This window comes from Aquamicrobium sp. YD-1-mutant5 (genome assembly GCF_059509755.1).
The window spans coordinates 64489-82202 of sequence record NZ_JCAKKP010000009.1 but is presented as its reverse complement, the minus strand read 5'-3'; the positions used below and the strand labels follow the sequence as shown (position 1 = coordinate 82202).

General features: G+C 63.3%; 16 protein-coding genes. 7 read left to right on the top strand and 9 right to left on the bottom strand.

From position 1 onward, the window contains the following. From AC5XE7_RS13740 to AC5XE7_RS13715, 6 genes are all read right to left on the bottom strand, one after another. Window positions 1-870 (bottom strand): 4-(cytidine 5'-diphospho)-2-C-methyl-D-erythritol kinase, encoded by an 870-nt coding sequence (locus tag AC5XE7_RS13740; protein ID WP_495366467.1) that lies wholly within the window; start codon window positions 868-870, stop codon window positions 1-3. A 9-nt stretch (window positions 871-879) separates the two neighbouring features. Then, window positions 880-1065, bottom strand: coding sequence for a hypothetical protein (locus AC5XE7_RS13735; protein ID WP_183828096.1), 186 nt, complete (start codon window positions 1063-1065; stop codon window positions 880-882). Between the two features lie 75 nt (window positions 1066-1140). Beyond that, window positions 1141-2001: a S49 family peptidase gene (locus AC5XE7_RS13730; protein ID WP_495366466.1), complete on the bottom strand. Its 861-nt coding sequence runs from the start codon at window positions 1999-2001 to the stop codon at window positions 1141-1143. A 58-nt stretch (window positions 2002-2059) separates the two neighbouring features. Then, window positions 2060-2854 (bottom strand): tRNA1(Val) (adenine(37)-N6)-methyltransferase, encoded by a 795-nt coding sequence (locus AC5XE7_RS13725; protein WP_495366465.1) that lies wholly within the window; start codon window positions 2852-2854, stop codon window positions 2060-2062. Continuing rightward, entirely contained in the window at window positions 2851-3075 is a 225-nt protein-coding gene (locus tag AC5XE7_RS13720) for a putative signal transducing protein (protein WP_239800829.1), read from the bottom strand. Before AC5XE7_RS13720 ends, AC5XE7_RS13725 begins: the two co-directional genes overlap by 4 nt. A gap of 43 nt (window positions 3076-3118) precedes the next feature. Then, window positions 3119-4801, bottom strand: a complete 1683-nt coding sequence (locus AC5XE7_RS13715) for an alpha/beta hydrolase (protein WP_495366464.1) — start codon at window positions 4799-4801, stop codon at window positions 3119-3121. 207 nt (window positions 4802-5008) lie between these two features. On the opposite strand from AC5XE7_RS13715, the gene AC5XE7_RS13710 reads away from it, so the two are divergent. Further along, window positions 5009-6025 carry a polyprenyl synthetase family protein gene (locus AC5XE7_RS13710; protein WP_495366463.1) on the top strand — a complete coding sequence of 339 codons (1017 nt, stop codon included), beginning with the start codon at window positions 5009-5011 and terminating at the stop codon, window positions 6023-6025. A gap of 121 nt (window positions 6026-6146) precedes the next feature. Here the strand turns inward: AC5XE7_RS13710 and AC5XE7_RS13705 are convergent, their stop codons facing one another. Beyond that, window positions 6147-6578: a MerR family transcriptional regulator gene (locus AC5XE7_RS13705; RefSeq protein WP_495366462.1), complete on the bottom strand. Its 432-nt coding sequence runs from the start codon at window positions 6576-6578 to the stop codon at window positions 6147-6149. A 266-nt stretch (window positions 6579-6844) separates the two neighbouring features. Here AC5XE7_RS13705 and AC5XE7_RS13700 point away from each other — a divergent pair, with 266 nt between their 5' ends. The 6 genes from AC5XE7_RS13700 (at window position 6845) to AC5XE7_RS13675 (ending at window position 15104) form a co-directional block, all read left to right on the top strand. After that, entirely contained in the window at window positions 6845-8620 is a 1776-nt protein-coding gene (locus tag AC5XE7_RS13700) for a tetratricopeptide repeat protein (RefSeq protein ID WP_495366461.1), read from the top strand. Window positions 8621-8756: 136 nt separating this feature from the next. Next, window positions 8757-9710 carry a glycine--tRNA ligase subunit alpha gene (locus AC5XE7_RS13695; protein WP_495366460.1) on the top strand — a complete coding sequence of 318 codons (954 nt, stop codon included), beginning with the start codon at window positions 8757-8759 and terminating at the stop codon, window positions 9708-9710. Next, the gene (gene glyS, locus AC5XE7_RS13690; RefSeq protein ID WP_495366459.1) at window positions 9711-11930 is read left to right on the top strand and encodes a glycine--tRNA ligase subunit beta; all 2220 of its coding nucleotides are present in this window, start codon (window positions 9711-9713) and stop codon (window positions 11928-11930) included. 22 nt (window positions 11931-11952) lie between these two features. Next, window positions 11953-12921 (top strand): L-threonylcarbamoyladenylate synthase, encoded by a 969-nt coding sequence (locus tag AC5XE7_RS13685; RefSeq protein WP_495366458.1) that lies wholly within the window; start codon window positions 11953-11955, stop codon window positions 12919-12921. Between the two features lie 5 nt (window positions 12922-12926). Then, window positions 12927-14357 carry an FAD-binding oxidoreductase gene (locus AC5XE7_RS13680; RefSeq protein WP_495366457.1) on the top strand — a complete coding sequence of 477 codons (1431 nt, stop codon included), beginning with the start codon at window positions 12927-12929 and terminating at the stop codon, window positions 14355-14357. A 180-nt stretch (window positions 14358-14537) separates the two neighbouring features. Next, window positions 14538-15104 carry a DUF6101 family protein gene (locus AC5XE7_RS13675; protein ID WP_280199910.1) on the top strand — a complete coding sequence of 189 codons (567 nt, stop codon included), beginning with the start codon at window positions 14538-14540 and terminating at the stop codon, window positions 15102-15104. Window positions 15105-15186: 82 nt separating this feature from the next. Here the strand turns inward: AC5XE7_RS13675 and AC5XE7_RS13670 are convergent, their stop codons facing one another. Together AC5XE7_RS13670 and AC5XE7_RS13665 are read right to left on the bottom strand one after the other, a co-directional pair. Next, on the bottom strand, window positions 15187-16368 hold the full coding sequence (locus AC5XE7_RS13670; RefSeq protein WP_495366456.1) for a porin: 1182 nt from the start codon (window positions 16366-16368) through the stop codon (window positions 15187-15189). An 859-nt stretch (window positions 16369-17227) separates the two neighbouring features. Then, entirely contained in the window at window positions 17228-17587 is a 360-nt protein-coding gene (locus AC5XE7_RS13665) for an RT0821/Lpp0805 family surface protein (RefSeq protein ID WP_495366455.1), read from the bottom strand. Window positions 17588-17714: the final 127 nt, after the last annotated feature.

Sequence of the window (17714 nt, the reverse complement as noted above, 5' to 3'; positions counted from 1 at the left end):
CTAACCTGTCGTTGACGTGGCGGCGGCGAACCAGTCGCGCCGTCCGCGGCCTATGGCCTCCGCCGCAAGTTCGGCCGCCTGCCTGCTTTCGTAAATGCCGAAACAAGTCGCGCCCGAGCCCGACATGCGGGCAAAGGCGGCCCCGCTGGCCCTGAGTGCGGCGAGGCTTTCGGCAATGGTCGGGGCGATGGAAAGGGCGGCGGCTTCGAGATCGTTGCGGCTGGCGGCAAGCCATTCCAGCAATCCACCGAGACCGGGATTCGTCGGCAAGGAGGGCAGGGGCGCATTTTCGCGGCTGGCGAGGGCGGAAAACACCTGCGGCGTTGACACCTCCACGCCCGGATTCACCAGCACCATCGCCAGTTCCGGCAGGCCGGCCACCGGCTCGATGCGCTCGCCCGCACCCCGGGCCAGCAAGGGTCGCGCGGCAAGGCACATGGGCACGTCCGCGCCCAGCCGTGGCGCGAGTGCTGCGAGCGGCGAACTGTCGCCGAGGTTCCAGTGGCGGGCGAGCGCTCTCAACGCCGCCGCCGCATCGCTCGACCCGCCGCCGATCCCGGACGCCACGGGCAGGTTTTTTTCGAGGCGGATGGAAACGGGCGGCAGAAGGACGCCGGGAAACGCCAGCCTGAGCGCCTCGCGGGCGCGGATCACCAGATTGCCGCCGTCCGCAGGCAGGCCGGCGGCGTAGGGGCCATATATGGAGAACTCGTCCTGCTCTGCATGACCGACGCTCAGCCGGTCGCCATATTCGGTGAAGACGGCAAGGGTTTCCAGCTCATGATAGCCGTCCGGCCGGCGGCCGACGACATGCAGGGCGAGATTGATCTTGGCCGGGGCGGCCTCGGCAAGCACAGAAATCGCGTTCACGGACGGCAATCAGTCCTTGGCGACGCGGTATTCGCCCGTCTTCGGGTCCTTGACCAGCGTGCCGTTCGCGCCCGTCTTCTGCTGCTGCTCGGCGCGGCGGATTTTTGCCGTCACCCGCTCGGCTTCCCTGACGAAGGTGCGGTAGCCGATATAGGCGACGATGCCCACGGCGACGAAGAAGATGATCTGCGGCATCTCAGCTCTCCTGCGGCACGATGCCGAAAGGCATCCGGCCGATCATGCATGATGGTAGCGCGTGCGCGCGGTTTTTCAAAGGCCGAAGCGCGACCACAAGGCGCGCTCCTCTGCCGCATCGATCAGGCCGGTGGCAGCCGCCGATGCGATCTCCGGAACATGGCCTCCGCGCGTTCCGAACGATCCGACCCGCGACAGGAGCCCGCGCGGCGCGCTGATCAGCTTCAGCCGGGTTTTGCTGCCATAGCGCTGCTTCAGAACCTCGCGCATGTCGCCCAGCGAATCGACAAGGCCGAGTTCGAGCCCCTTCTTGCCGGTCCAGAACAGGCCGGTGAACAGGTCGGGATCGTCGCTGAGCTTGGCGCCGCGCCGTTGCCGGACCATGTCGATAAAGGTTTCGTGAATTTCGAGTTGCAGCGATTTCAGCCGTTCCACATCTGCCTTCTTCTCTGGCTGGAACGGATCGAGCACGGCCTTGTTCTTGCCGGCGGTGTGGACGCGGCGCTCGACGCCGATCTTCTTCAAAAGTTCGGGAAAGCCGAACGAGGAGGAGACGACGCCGATCGAGCCGACTATGGAGGACGGATCGGCGATGATCTCGTCGCCGGCCAGCGCGATCATATAGCCGCCGGAGGCCGCCACATCTTCCACGAACACCAGAACCTTGCGGTTCTTCTCGCGCGCGAGGTCGCGGATGCGTTTGAAGATGAGCCGCGACTGCACCGGAGAGCCGCCGGGCGAATTGATGGAAATGGCCACCGCCGGCGCGTCGAAGGCGAATGCCTTCTCGATCAGGCCCGCCGTCGACGCCAGCGACAGGGCCGGGCGGAACTGCGAGCCGCCGGACATGATCGTTCCGTGCAGGCGGATGACGGGAATGGTGGCGACGTTGGAGCGCCAGGATTTCGGCAGGAGGCGGTTGAGAAGTCTCTTCAAGGCAATGTCTCCGGGGTCTGCGCAGCATGTAGGTATTCGCCCCGTTGCAGCAAAGCCGTCAATCGCCGAAAAGTGAGTCCATGCCGTTTATGATCTGGTCGCTCTGGCGGCGGGGCTTTCCGCTTCCGCTCTCATGCAGCACCAGTGGAGGAAAAAGAGCAAGCCTGCCGCGCGCGCCATATGTGGCGCGAACGACGATGCGTATCGCTGCCTCATCTTCGCGGGGATGGATGGGTTTGATCCCGACGCTGCCGAAGCGTCCCTGCATGGCCTCCAGTATGGCCGGTAAGGATTCGGGACGCGAGATGACCGAGACGCCGCCGCGCGGACGGATGACGGCAGCGGCGCTACGCAGCCAGTTTTCGAACAGCCCGTCCTCCATCACATGCGCCTGCCGCCTCAGATCGTCCGGCGTCGCCCGGTCCGCTTCCGCATTGAAGGGCGGGTTCATGATCACGTAGTCGAAGGCGTTGTCTTCGAGCCCCGCCATGTGCCGGGCCTTGCCCGTCAGCGCGACATCGGCCGTCAGAACCGTGGCGCGGGCTGATAGATGCGCATTGCCGGGATGGGCGAGCGTGGCTTCGGCGCAGGCAGACATCTCGGACGCGCGCTCCACCAGAACCGCCTGCGCGGCCGGGCAGCGTGACAGCACGGCAAGGCCGGCGGCACCCGCACCCGCGCCGAAATCCGCCAGCCGGCCGGCAAAGCCGGAGGGCACGCTCGCAGCCAGCATCATGGCATCCATGCCGGCGCGGTGTCCGCCTTTTGCCGGCTGGACCAGCCAGAAGCGGCCGCGATGAAAGGCGTCAATGGTGTGCCCGTCAGGGAGTGCCTGCTCGTCGTGAGCCGTCATGCGTCGCGGATCTCATGGGCTATCCCCGCATCGGTCAGTATCCTGCGGGCCTCGTCGGCCTGTTCGGAATCAACAAGGATGCGCCTCGGCAGGATGCCGAGCGAACCGTCCAGTACGCTCATATTCTGGTCTGCCACCATGCAGGCAATGCCCGCATCGCGCATCAGCGCTTCCACGAACGAAATGACGACGGCGTCGTTGGTACGCACAAGCTCGATCATACAGGAGATGTCCCGGTTTGAGGGGCTGATGTAAACGCGTGGATCACGGCTCCTCCTCCATCAGGCTGGCGAGGTGTGCCTTCAGCCGGTCTATGTCGGCGGCCGACCAGCCCTGCACGTCCGTCACCTCGATCCATGCATCGATGTAGTGCTGTGGTGCATAGACATGGCCATGTCCCATTGGGGTCGTCGTGGCCGTCATCATGTCGACCAGCAGTTGCAGGAAGGAGACGATCGGATACCAGCGCATCTGGGGCGACACGTCCGGACCGCGCGGCTCGCTCATCCATTCAGGCGCGCGGTAGACCGACAGCGGATCGAAGAACACGACCGCGTCACTGGCATATTGCAGATAGACGACGCGCATCGGGCCCCACTTCGCGCCCGGAAGGGCGAGCGCGTTTTCCTGCCCGGTGAAGCGCACATAGGAACCGTCGCGGAACCGTGGCAGCCAGACCGGCGAGCCGGGGTTCCTGCGCTCGGTGATCGAACGCCACAACTGGCTGGAATAGGGCGGGCCGGCCCACAGCGCGCCCTGATAGGGATCGCCCAGCACTTCGAAAAGCTCGCTGGAGCGCTGCGAATTCATGGCTCCGAGGCTGAGGCCGTAGAGATAGAGCTTCGGCCGCTTCTCTTTCGGCAGGCTGGTCCAGTAGCCATAGACTTCCGTGAACAGCGCGCGCGCCGTCTCGCCGCCATATTCGGGCTCGACCAGCAGCGAAAGCCAGCTGGCCAGATAGGAATATTGCACGGCTACGGTGGCCACGTCGCCGTCGTGCAGATATTCGAGCGTGTCGATCGCAGGCGGATCGATCCAGCCGGTGCCGGTCGGAGTGATGAGGACGAGGACGGAGCGGTCGAAGGCATGGGTGCGCTTCAGTTCCTCCAGCGCCAGCCGGGCGCGTTCCTGCGGCGTTTCGGCCGAGCGCAGGCCGACATAGACGCGCAGCGGCTCCATCGCCGCACGGCCGGTGAAGGCGGAAATATCCTGACGGGACGGACCGGTGGCGACATATTGGCGGCCGCGCCGGCCAATCCCATCCCAGTCCAGCAGAGAGGCAGAGCTGCCGGTCTTGAGCGCATCTTCCGGCTGCGGGGTGTCCGGCTCGATCAGTTCGTCGGCCGCGCGAAACGAGCTGTCGGCGACATAGATGGCGTAGCGCAGCAACACACCGTTGATGAGGCCGATGAAAATCACCAGCGCCACCGCGCTGCCGATCACCGCTGCGATGCGGCGCGGCATGAAGCCCTGAAGGCGGCTGTCGATGAAGTCCAGCGTCAGGCGAAACAGACGCGTGATGCCCAGCAGAACAGCGAAGGTGACGAGGGTGATCAGGCCGACGCGAAACGGATAGACGCTGTCCACCGGCGGCATATCCACCAGCAGGCGGATCGAGTTCTGCCATTCCGGGGCCTGCCACAAGAATGTTGCCGCGATGGCGGCGCACACGATGCCGGCGATCTGCTTGGTGCGGCGCGCGGCCTGCCCCTTCAGCACAGGCAGTTCCAGATAGGTCCACAGCCAAACGCCGAGCACGCCGATCAGGTATCCGACGCCGAAGGCAAGGCCCGCCAGAACGCCCTGCAAAAGATAGTCGCGCGGAATCAGCGAGGGCGTGAACGAGGCGGCGAAGAACAGCGTGCCCGTCAGCAGCCCGATTGTGGACAGGGAATGCGCGAGGCGGGAAAAGAGATTGCCGGTGCCGGACGTGACGGAAGAAGACATGATTTCACTGTCGCCATTGAGACTGTCTGCAATTCGGTTTCAGGTATAGGCAGCGGGAGGGTAGCTTTTCCAGTTCATTCATGCGAGGCGGAGGCGAATTGCTGGCCCCGCCGTGCCAATTCGCCTCTTGCCGTGACGTGACCATCTCCCTAGAGTCCTGGCAATATGTGACCGTGTCGGCGGGTTTTCTGTTTCAGGAGTCGATAGTTGGGTATCGTTGTCAATCTCGGGGACGGCAAGCGCGAAGCCGCTACCATCAAGGAGCTGGTCGATCTGACGGCTTCGGACATGGGCCGCGTCAACGAACTGATCCTGTCCAGGGCCGGTTCAGACGTGGAGATGATTCCCGAGGTGGCCAATCATCTGATTTCCTCGGGTGGCAAACGCCTGCGCCCGATGCTGACGCTCGCTGCCGCGCAGATGTTCGGCTATGCCGGAGACGGCCATATCAAGCTCGCCACGGCTGTCGAGTTCATGCACACGGCGACATTGCTGCATGACGATGTCGTCGATGAAAGCGGCATGCGGCGCGGCAAGAAAACGGCCCGCATGATCTGGGGCAACCAGGCCAGCGTGCTGGTCGGGGACTTCCTGCTCGGGCAGGCCTTCCGCATGATGGTCGATGTCGGCTCGCTCGACGCGCTGGACATTTTGTCCACGTCCGCCTCGGTCATCGCCGAGGGCGAGGTGATGCAGCTTGCCGCGGCAAAGAATCTGGAAACCACCGAGGACGAGCATTTCGCCGTGATCAAGGCGAAGACGGCGGCGCTGTTCTCCGCTGCCGCCGAAGTGGGGCCGGTGGTCGCCGGCGCCTCGCGCAACGACCGCGCGGCACTTCGCTCCTACGGCATGAATCTCGGTCTTGCCTTCCAGCTCATCGACGATGCGCTGGACTATGGCGGATCGAGCAGCGCGCTGGGCAAGAATGTCGGCGACGATTTCCGCGAGGGCAAGGTGACTCTTCCGGTGATACTCGCCTACCGGCGCGGTGGGGCGCAGGAGCGCGCCTTCTGGAAGAAGGCGATCGAGGACAACGAGACCGACGACGCCGCGCTGGAAAAGGGAATAGGCCTGCTGGCGCGCCATGCGGCGATTGCGGACACCATTGGCCGCGCCCGCCACTTCGGCGAGATTGCCCGCGACGCGCTGGCGCCGCTGCCGGCCACGCCGCAGAAGTCGGCGATGATCGACGTCATCGACTTCTGCATCAGCCGGGTCAACTGATCCCGCCTTTTCCTGAAGCATGACGCCTGAAAGCAGGCACCGGTTTCGGGATCACGACCTGCGTACAAACAAGAGCTTGAAGCGTAAGCCGCGAATCTGAAAGATCGCGACACGCTTTAAGTCAGCCACCCAGTTCCTTCCATGACTTGTGCGAATGGGTGCGGTCGGCCAGCGTCTCGATGACCTGACATTCGCAGACGCGCCCCTGCGCGCATTGATCCACCATGTGCCTCAGTTCCTTGCGCAGAGCCTGAAGGGCTGCGATTCGCCTGTCCACCTCGGCCAGACGCGTTCTGGCGATTTCATCGGCCTGCGCGCAGGGCTGATCGGGATCGTCCTGCAACGAGAGCAGTGTGCGGATGGCCTCGATGTCGAAGCCGAGTTCGCGGGCATGGCGGATGAAAGCCAGCCGCGTCACCGCCGCAGAGCCATAACGCCTTTGCTGGCCTGTGGTGCGCAGCGTTTCCGGCATCAGGCCGATCTGCTCATAATAGCGAATCGTGGGAACCTTCACGTCGGCACGCCGGGCCAGTTCACCGATTGAAAAAGCCATTGTCTGTCTTCACCTCGTTGTTGAGGGAAAAGTAAGCACTCCGGTCAACTATGTCACCCGCTCAGGGCATCAGGCACCCGGTCTTGCAGGATTGCGCCTGCAAGCGGGTAATCGTACAAATGGCCAGGGCGCATCTGTGCGGTTGGGCAGATGCAAAAATACCCCGGATTGAAGCACGATCCCAAAAAGGCCATGCTTCGCCGTCACATGAAGATTACGACGGTTCCGGCAAGGCGTCCGGGACGCTCTCGGCTGAAAGGATGACGATGCCGCATCAACGCATTCGCTGGCTCGCGGGTCTGACTGTGGCAACCGCGCTGGCTCTGTGCGGCCCGGTCGTCGTTGCGCAGGAGGCGGCAAAGCCGATCGAGATCACCTCGTTCTCCGGCGCCTATCTGGCCGCGCGCGTGGCTGAGGGGGATAACGATCTCGACAGCGCCATTACCTATTACAAGCAGGCGCTGGCTTTCGCGCCCGATGACACCCAGCTCCAGCAAAGCCTGATGCTGACGCTGATCGCGCAGGGCCGCTTCGACGAATCGCTGCCCTATGCCGACAAGCTCAGGGAAGTTCCCGACATCGAGCGCTTTTCGCGGCTCGCGCTTGCGGTCGATACCTTCCGCAAGAAAGACTACCAGAAGGCGGAATACTGGCTGAAGCTGTCGCTCCAGGCCGATCTTGATCGCCTCATCAGCGGCGTCATGACCGGCTGGGCACGTCTCGGCGCCGGTCAGGCCGATGATGCCGTGAACTATGTCGGCAAGCTGAAGGGGCCGGAATGGTTCGATCTCTTCAAGTCATACCATCGCGCGCTGATCGCCGATGCAGCTGGCCTGAAGGACAAGGCAGCCGAGGCTTACAAGGCGACCTTTGAAAACACTGCCGCCGGTGGCGCTGCACCTGAAACATGGCTGCGCAGCACCGAGGCCTATGCCCGCCTGCTCGCCCGTGATGGCAAGAAGGACGAGGCGCTTGCGGTTCTCGACAAGTCCGAGGATTTCGTGACCGGCCGGGCCGAAATCGAAGCCCTGCGCGAAAGCATCGGGAACGGCGCGGAGATCGCGCCGATGGTGGTCACGCCGGCAGATGGCGCTTCCGAGATCCTCACCAATCTGGCCACCGCGCTCAACCGGGGTGGGGGCGAGCCCTTCGTGCGGCTTTATCTGGAATATGCGCTGGCGCTGAAGCCCGACAGCGACATTGCGCTGGTGCAGCTCGCCGGCGTTGCCGAACAGATGAAGGACGGCGAGCGCGCCATTGCCTATTACAAGCGCATTTCCGATGCATCGCCTTACAAGCAGATCGCCGAGTTGCAGCTTGGCCTCAACCTTGCCGATCTCGGTCGCAACGACGAGGCGATCGAGCATCTCAAGGCGCTGGTCGAGTCAAAGCCGGACGAGATGCGCGGTTATCTGGCGCTGGGCGGCGTCTACGGCGCCAAGGAAAACTGGCGCGCCTCGTCGGAGCTTTACGACAAGGCGGTCGAACGCCTGAAGGAGCCGGAACCGGCCGACTGGAACATCTTCTACCAGCGCGGCATCGCTTACGAGCGGCTGAAGGAATGGACGAAGGCCGAACCGAATTTCCGCAAGGCGCTTGAGCTCAATCCCGAACAGCCGCAGGTCATGAACTATCTCGGTTATTCATGGGTCGACAAGAACATGAACCTTGAGGAGGCGCTGGAGATGATCCAGCGCGCCGTGGAACTGCGTCCGAGCGACGGCTACATCGTCGATTCGCTGGGCTGGGCCTATTACAAGCTCGGCCGCTTCGAGGATGCCGTGCGCGAGCTCGAACGCGCGGTTTCCCTTCGGCCGGAGGATCCGGTTCTGAACGACCACCTCGGCGACGCCTACTGGCGCGTTGGCCGCAGGCTGGAGGCAACCTTCCAGTGGAGCTATGCGCGCGATCTCAAGCCCGAGCCGGACGTTCTGGCCGAGGTTGAGAAGAAGTTGCAGAAGGGACTGCCGCCCATCACGGCCAGCACCGCGCAGGATGCTCCGGCCCCCAAGCCGAAGCCTGCTGCGGAACCGAAGGGCTGAAATCTGTCATGCGAATGCGAAGCGCGACGAAGTGCTTCGCATTCCCCGGTACTTCGCCAGCGCTCTTTTCTTGACGCTCCGGGAGCGGCGCACTAGGGAAGGCACCATCCTTCCCATTTCCGCCGAGGCCGTTTCCGTGAACGCCGAACTTCCTGCCCATATGCATCCCAGCCGCTCGTTTCAGGGGCTGATCCTCACGCTGCACAATTACTGGGCCAATTACGGCTGTGCCGTTCTGCAGCCCTACGACATGGAAGTGGGCGCCGGCACCTTTCATCCGGCCACGACGCTGCGTGCGCTTGGGCCGAAGGCGTGGAATGCCGCCTATGTGCAGCCCTCGCGCCGTCCCAAGGATGGCCGCTATGGCGAAAATCCCAACCGGCTCCAGCACTACTATCAGTATCAGGTCATCCTGAAGCCGAGCCCGCCGGACTTGCAGGAGCTTTATCTGGGTTCGCTCGCGGCCATCGGCATCGACCCGCTGCTGCACGACATCCGCTTCGTGGAAGACGACTGGGAAAGCCCGACGCTGGGCGCCTGGGGTCTTGGCTGGGAATGCTGGTGCGATGGTATGGAAGTATCGCAGTTCACCTATTTCCAGCAGGTCTGCGGCATTGAATGCGCACCCGTTGCGGGCGAGCTGACCTATGGCCTCGAACGGCTGGCCATGTATGTGCAGGGCGTCGACAATGTCTATGACCTCAACTTCAATGGCCGCGAAGGCGAGGAAAAAGTCACCTATGGCGACGTCTTCCTGCAGGCCGAGCAGGAATATTCCCGCTACAATTTCGAGCATGCCGACACCGGCATTCTGCATCAGCATTTCATCGATGCGGAAAAGGAGAGCATCGCGCTGCTCGCCGCCGGCGCCAGCCGCCCGGAAGGTCAGCCACACCGCATGGTGCTGCCGGCCTACGACCAGTGCATCAAGGCCAGCCACGTCTTCAACCTGCTCGATGCGCGCGGTGTCATCTCTGTGACCGAGCGCCAGAGCTACATCCTGCGCGTGCGCAATCTCGCCAAGGCTTGCGGCGAGGCCTTTCTCCAGACCGAAGCCGGTGGCTTCCAGCGCGCGCCGGAGGCCGCATAAATGCCCGATCTTCTGCTCGAACTTCGTTCCGAGGAAATTCCTGCACGTATGCAGCGTAAGGCTGCCGAAGACCTGAAGAAAATGGTCACCGACGGGCTGGTGGACGCCGGCCTGACCTATGAGGCGGCGCGCGCCTACTGGACGCCGCGCCGGCTGGCGCTCGACGTGCGCGGCCTCACCGCCCGTTCGCGCGATGTGCGCGAGGACCGCAAGGGCCCAAGCACAAAGGCCCCGGAAGCGGCCATTCAGGGCTTCCTGCGCTCCGCCGGACTTGCCTCGATCGAAGAAGCGCATGTGCACTCGGACCCGAAGAAGGGAGATTTCTATGTCGCCCATATCGTCAGGCCGGGGCGCGCGGCGGAAGACATCATCGCCGACCTGATGCCCGGCATCATCCGCGCCTTCCCATGGCCGAAATCCATGCGCTGGGGTGCAGCCTCCGGACCGAAGGGCCGCAGCTATGGCGGCGTTGCCGGGCGCGGCGGCGATGCGTTGCGCTGGGTGAGGCCGCTGCAGTCGATCCTGTGCACCTTCGGCCCCGAAACCAGCGAGCCGGTGGTGATCGATTTCGAGGTCGAGGGCGTGCGTTCCGGCAACGTCACCTATGGCCATCGCTTTCATGCGCCGCAGGCGATCACCGTCCGGCGCTTCGAGGACTATGCCGCCTCGCTCGAAGCCGCAAAGGTGGTTCTCGATGCCGACCGCCGCAAGGAGATGATCCAGACGGATGCGCGCAATCTGGCCTTCGCCAATGGCCTCGATCTGGTCGAGGACGAGGGGCTCCTGGAAGAGGTCGCCGGGCTTGTGGAATGGCCCGTCGTGCTGCTTGGGGAATTCGAGGAGGAATTTCTGGCCATACCGCCGGAAGTCATCCGCCTCACCATCCGCGCCAACCAGAAGTGTTTCGTCGCCCGCCCGCAGGGCGAGACTGAAGCTCTGGCCAATCGCTTCCTGCTGATCTCGAACATCGAGGCGAAGGACGGCGGCAGGGAAATCGCCCATGGCAACGGCAAGGTGGTGCGCGCCCGCCTTTCGGACGCCGTGCATTTCTGGAAAACCGATCAGGCCGACGTGCCCGATCTCGATCAGCTGAAAGGCTCGGCCGAAAAGCTCGCGCTTGACCTGAAGAAGCCGCTCGACCAGCGCATGGCGCGTCTCGATCATCTGGGCGTGACCTTCCACGCGAAGCTCGGCACGCAGGGCGCCCGGGTTCAGCGCATCGTTAGTCTGGCGCGCGAGATCGCCCCGCTGGTGGACGTCGACCCGGATCTGGCCGCCCGCGCGGCCGTGCTCGCCAAGGCCGATCTCCAGACCGAGGTGGTGGGTGAATTCCCCGAGCTTCAGGGCGCGATGGGCCACAAATATGCACTGTTGCAGGGCGAGAAGCCCGAGGTCGCCGCAGCGATCGAGGAACATTACAAGCCGCAGGGTCCGTCCGACCGCGTGCCGACGGCTTCGGTGTCCGTGGCGGTGGCGCTCGCCGACAAGCTCGACACGCTGGTCGGCTTCTGGGCCATCGACGAGAAGCCGACGGGTTCGAAGGACCCCTATGCGCTGCGCCGCGCGGCCCTTGGCGTGATCCGCCTGATTCTGGAAAATGATCTGCGTCTGAACCTGCGAGCCCTGATCGAAAGCGCGTATCGGGCTGTTGCGGAGAAAGCCGACTCGTCTCAGAGCTTTGTGTCTTCTCAGGTAGTTACTGACGACATGCTGTCCTTCCTGCATGACCGTTTCAAGGTCTATCTGAAGGATGAAGGTGCGCGCTACGATGCCATTGATGCGGTTCTGACGGCCGACACCGACAACCTGCTTCTGGCGGCGAGGCGGCTGGAAGCCCTTATCTTTTTCCTCGATTCCGAGGACGGAAAGAACCTTCTGGCCGGCACCAAGCGCGCGGCCAACATTCTCGCAGCCGAGGAAAAGAAGGGGACCGCCGTTGCGGGGACCGTGGAACCCGAATTGTTCCGGGACGATGCGGAGAGGAACCTGTTCGCCGCCATCGGTCAGGCCGAGACCAACGCGCGCGATGCGATCCGCAACGAGGACTTTTCGGCTGCCATGCGCGCGCTGAGCGCCTTGCGCGAGCCGGTCGATGCCTTCTTTGACAAGGTTCTCGTCAATGACGAGGATGCTGCCGTTCGCGCCAATCGCCTCGCTTTGCTCGCCCGCATCCGCACTGCCACCGGCGAGGTGGCCGATTTCTCGCGCATCGCCGGCTGATCCGGCAAGGGGATGACTGAGCGTGGCCGAGATACTGCCCGCCAATAAGGCTCTGGAGCCGGCGCTGGCCCTTTTGAGGGCCGGCGAGGTCGTCGCCATCCCCACCGAAACTGTCTATGGCCTTGCCGGCGATGCCACCAGCGGCGAGGCGGTGGCACGCATCTATGAAGCCAAGGGGCGTCCGCGCTTCAACCCGCTGATCGCCCATGTCAGCGACATGGCAATGGCCGAGCGCATCGGCCGCTTCGATCCGCTGTCGCGCCGGCTGGCTGAGGCATTCTGGCCGGGTCCCCTGACACTGGTCCTGCCGATGCAGCCGGATGCCGGCATTCATCCGCTGGCGACCGCCGGGCTGGACACCATCGCGCTGCGCATGCCGCGCGGTTTCGGCGCGAAACTGATCGCGGCTCTGGGGCGGCCGCTCGCGGCCCCCAGCGCCAACACGTCGGGGCGCATCAGCGGCACCACCGCGCAGGCGGTCGCTGCCGATCTCGGCCAGCGCATCAGGCTTGTGGTGGACGATGGCGCAACGCCTGTCGGCCTGGAATCGACCATCGTCAAGGTCGAGGACGGCAAGGTGCGCTTGCTTCGCCCGGGCGGCATCGCGGCGGACGAAATCGAAGCGGTTTACGGCCGGCAGCCTGAGCGCGGCGCGAAGGGCATCGAGGCGCCGGGCATGATGATGTCGCATTATGCGCCGAAGGCTGGAATGCGGCTTGGCGTGGAACGCGTGCATCCCGGCGAGGCGCTGCTGGCCTTCGGGCCGCAGCGCGTGGCGAATGAGCAGAATGCGGTGGCGGTACTCAACCTATCGCCTTCTGGCGATTTGCGTGAGGCGGCCGCCAACCTTTTTTCCTTCATGCATGAACTGGACCGCAGCGGCGCTGCCGCCATTGCGGTCGAGCCCGTCCCGATGACGGGGCTTGGCGAAGCGATCAATGACCGGCTGGCGCGGGCAGCAGCTCCGCGTGATGTGGTGAACGGAGACTAGAATCGATGGCAGACGCGGCACTTTTCCTCGATTCTGGTCTGGTGCAGCGTTTCGCGGAAATCGTCGGCGCGCGCCATGCGCTCACTTCGCAGCAGGACATTGCTCCTTATCTGATCGAGCCGCGCGGGCTCTGGCATGGGCGCACCTCGCTGGTGCTGAGGCCGGGCAGCGTCGAAGAGGTGAGCCGCATCATGCGGCTGGCGACCGAAACGGGTACGCCTATCGTGCCGCAGAGCGGCAATACGGGACTTGTTGGGGCGCAGGTGCCGGACTCCGGCGGCGGGCAGGTGGTGCTGTCGCTATCGCGGCTCAACCGCATCCGCGAGGTTGATCTCCTGTCGAATACGGTGACGGCCGAGGCCGGTGTCATCCTCCAGACCCTGCAGGAAACGGCGGCGCAGGCTGGCCGGCTGTTTCCGCTTTCGCTGGCCGCGCAGGGCTCGTGCCAGATCGGCGGCAATCTCTCCTCCAATGCCGGCGGCACGAATGTGCTGGCTTATGGCAACGCGCGCGAACTGTGCCTTGGCGTGGAAGTGGTGCTCCCCACCGGCGAGGTGTTCGACGATCTGCGCAAGCTGAAGAAGGACAACACCGGCTACGACCTGAAAAACCTGTTCGTCGGGGCGGAGGGCACGCTTGGCGTGATCACCGCGGCGGTGCTGAAGCTGTTTCCGATGCCGAAGGGCAGGGAGGTCGCTTTCGTCGGTCTGCCATCGGCGGAGGCCGCGCTTCAGTTGTTCGCAATGGCCAGCGACAGGGCCGGCAGTTCACTGACCGCTTTCGAGCTGATCGGGCAGCGGCCTTACAATTTCACGCTGGCCCATGCCCCCGGCGTGGTGCGGCCCCTGACGAGCGACTGGCCATGGTATGTGCTGATGGAGATTTCCTCCGGCCGCTCCGCCGAAGACGCACGTGGCCTGATAGAGGACATATTGGGCGCGGCAATTGAGGAAGACGTCGCAGGTGATGCGGTGATTGCCGCAAGCCTCTCGCAGGCCGAGGCTCTCTGGAATTTCCGCGAGGTTCTGCCCGAAGCCCAGAAACCCGAAGGCGCTTCGATCAAGCACGACATTTCCGTGCCGACTGCCGCGATCCCCGCCTTTATCGACAAGGCCGGCAAGGCCGTGGAGCAGGTGGCACCCGGCGCGCGCCCGGTCTGTTTCGGCCATATGGGCGACGGCAACCTGCACTACAATGTCTCCCGGCCCGCAGACGGCGACGATGCGGCCTTCCTCGCCCTCTACCGTGCCGTCAATGATGCCGTGCATGATGTTGTGCGCGATTTCGTAGGATCGATCTCGGCCGAGCATGGCATCGGCCAGCTGAAGCGCGACGAGCTGATCGCTACGGCGCCGCCCATGGCCATCGACCTGATGCGCCGCATCAAGGCGGCGTTCGATCCGGCCGGCATCATGAACCCGGGTAAGGTTATCTGAGCCTTTACGCCGATGCCTTCCGGTTGGATTTTCCTAACCATCTGGAAGATCAGCAAAATTTAACCGAATTTCTTAAGCGCCCCGGTAAGGGGCTCACGTTACCTTGCCTTGCATAACGAGGCCGAAAACGGCCCGGGGAGACCGGAATACCGGCTCTCGGAAGAAAACAGGAAGGCACCAATGCAAACTGGACTGAAGCCGGTCTGGGCGGGGCGCAACATGCGCCTCGACCCCTTTCGCTTGCCGCAGATGGTGAGCTACGCCAGCCGCGAGGACCATGGCGATGTTACCCTGACTGTGGATCATCGCGGCGCGGTCCTGCGCCGGACGCTGGAGATGAGCGGCCTGCCGGCCGTCATCGCGCTGCCATCCAATGTGTTCCGGGGTGTTGCAGCCCGCGCGCTGGAAGACGCCGATGGCAATGTCACGGTGACGCTGGAGCTTCTTCACGACGACCCCATGCTGTCCGTGCCGCTGCTGGTCGCCCATGATCTGGACGACGTGGCCGCCGACTGGCGCGCCTGGTCGGAAGCCTACCGGTTGCCCATGCTGCTGATCGAGGCTGATGGCGTGGCCCGCACGCTGGAGGAATCGCTTGGCGCTGCGATCAAGACCATGCCGCCGCAGGAGCGCCGGCAGGGCCGCGCGCCGGCCCGCAGGCGTCCCCGCTTCCTTGCCCGCCGCCGCACCGGCAACCTTGGTCTGAGGCTGGTGATCGACGGTGAGGAAATCATCGCCCGGACCTGACGCTTTCCGATAATCGACCACAACAAAAAAAGAACCCGGCAGGAAACTGCCGGGTTCTTCTGTTCAGACGGTGAAACCGATCTTAGAACGAACGCTGGAAGCGGAGGTAACCACCCCAGCCATCCTTCTTGCCGCCGATCTTGTTGTTGTTGATGTCGCGCTCGTAACCCGAGGCGTACACAACTTCCGGACGGATGTTGAAGCCGGGAACCAGCGCGTAGTTCACGCCGACTGCGGCACCGAAGGTTTCGTTGTCGTCGTAGGCCAGCTGCACGTCCAGTGAGGCTTTCTCGTTGAAGCGATACTGACCACCGCCCCAGACAGCCCAGTCACCGCCCCAGACGCCATAGTAGCTGCTGCGGCCGGAAAGATCGAACTGGTCCGACCACCAGGCGCGCTCAGCATTGTAGTCCTGATAGCCAGCCATCACCCACAGGCTCAGAGCTTCGTTGACGTTGAAGTCGACGCGGACCTTACCGGCAACTTCACCGAAGTTGGCGTCGTAGCCGATCACGCCGGCAATCTTGCCCCAGCCCTGCGTGAACGAGGCGCCAGCCACGACATGCGGGACGTAGGAATCAAGGGTGTACTCTTCGCCCGAGCCCTCTTCCACGCCGATCGTGGCGGAGAAGCCGTTGCCACCATCGAAGGTGTAGGCGATCAGGTGGGTCTTGCCCGGCGTGTAGTTGACGCCGATCCCGTCGTTGATGACCGAGCCGGCCGAGTCGGTCAGCGTCTCGAACAGCGAGTCGGTGTAAGCGATGGTCAGGCCGCCAAGCTGAATGATGGCGTGCTCAAGAGCCCATGCCGACTCGGTGTCGGAATACGTATAATCATTGCCATTGAGAACCAGATCTCTCTCGACAGAATCGCGCTGGTAGTAAGTGGCGATGAAGCCGCGCAGGGTGCCGTACTCGGTCTCCGAACGGGCGTCGAAGGTGAGCTGGGCGCGCATGCGCTTGAAGTAGGTGTCGTTGGTGTCGACAGTGTTACCGGTGCCGCGAATGAAGTTGTAGGCGTCCTTCTTGTCGATCGACTTCAGGCCCAGAGCGTCGCCCACGCCGATGTCGTAGCGCAGGTAGCCGCCGATCTTCAGGCAGGTCTCGGTGCCGGGGATGTAGAAGTAGCCAGCGCCGTAGACGTCGCAGATGCGAACGTATTCGGCTGGTTCAGGCTCGGCCACGACGATGGCGTCGGCGGCGCGGGCGCCGGAGACTGCGACGAGAGCCGCAGCGGAGCCGAGAAGAAGGCTCTTGATGTTCATTTATGTTCTCCAGTTCAGAACTGAATGGTTTTCTGTGAGCCCGAAGGCCGTGGATGAAAAGATCGTGCGAGTCGCCCCCTCTTTCCGTGGTGATTGATTTCCCAGCCGGCCTTTTGAGGCAAGGAAAATTACATCTTTTGGTTGTGTAATTTTATGTATTACAATCAAATGTTGCATTAAGGGCACATGTCCGGGGGCGGCCGGAGGCTTGGTGGCGGTGCAGTTTCGTTGGTCAGATATGCAATTATAAATAGATTATTTACAAATAATGCAACCTATGAGAGCGTATAGGTCTCGATCTCCAGTCGAGAGAGGCCTCGCTATAGGGGGGCGGCCGTAACCTTTTACGAGGCCTCTTCTTTTTCCCTTTTGTGATTCTGAAAAATGCCCAGACGACCACCTTCTTCGATGAGTTGTCCTTACCGGCATGCGTGCCGGAAATCTGACTGCGGTGGCTTTTGTACAACCCTAAGGTTGTATCTCTGCGGATGCGGTTCCGGTCTCAGGAACCGCGCGGGCTCGGCTCCTTTCGGTTGAGGAGAGAGGCTGCCGGCGATGTCAGGCGGCTTGCAGAATGGGGCGAGACATGCCCCCCGGAAATTCGCTCTGAGACGGGCGGGGATTGCACGAAAGCGTCCGGGGAACTCGCAATGAGAACGGAGCCTTGTCGAAAAGGGCAGCACCCCAGCCTCGATCTTCGGCCGCAGAGGGGGCCGGATATACAAACAGACTGGATTGCCGCCGGGGCGTTGATCCTAAAGCGTGTCGCGATCTTTCAGATTCGCTCCTTACGCTTTAAGCTATTGTTTTTATGCACGTCGTGATCCCGAAACCGGTTTCCACTTTCGGGGGACATGCTTCAGGCCGGCCTGAACTCGTCGATGCGCCAGGCGCCGGCCCCGACCATGCAGATACGCACCTTGTAGAGCGTCACGCCGTCGAAACTTTCACGACTGCTGGAAAAAGCGCGGCACAGTTCGCCTCTCGCTTTGGTTTCGGCAATCGCCGAGATTGCACCACGGGAGCCCGTATCCGCATTGGCCCATGCCAGGGGCTGTCCGGCCAGTTCTTCAAGATCGGCTGCGGAAGCTGCGTTGCGGATGGTCATCTGGTCGGCAGCAAGGCCGGCATCGGTGGCCGTGCCACTCACGGTGGATGGCACATTGCTGGTGATGATCGAACGGTCTATTTCAGCTTTGTCGAGGCTGAAACCGCCCATGCCGCAGCCACCGAGCGACAGGAGGACGACGCACGCGATTGCCCTGACGGAGACGGAAATCCCACGTGGAGTCCACCGGTTGTCAGAAGCTTGCGCGTTGCGCGACAATCGCCCATCTCCGGTGAAA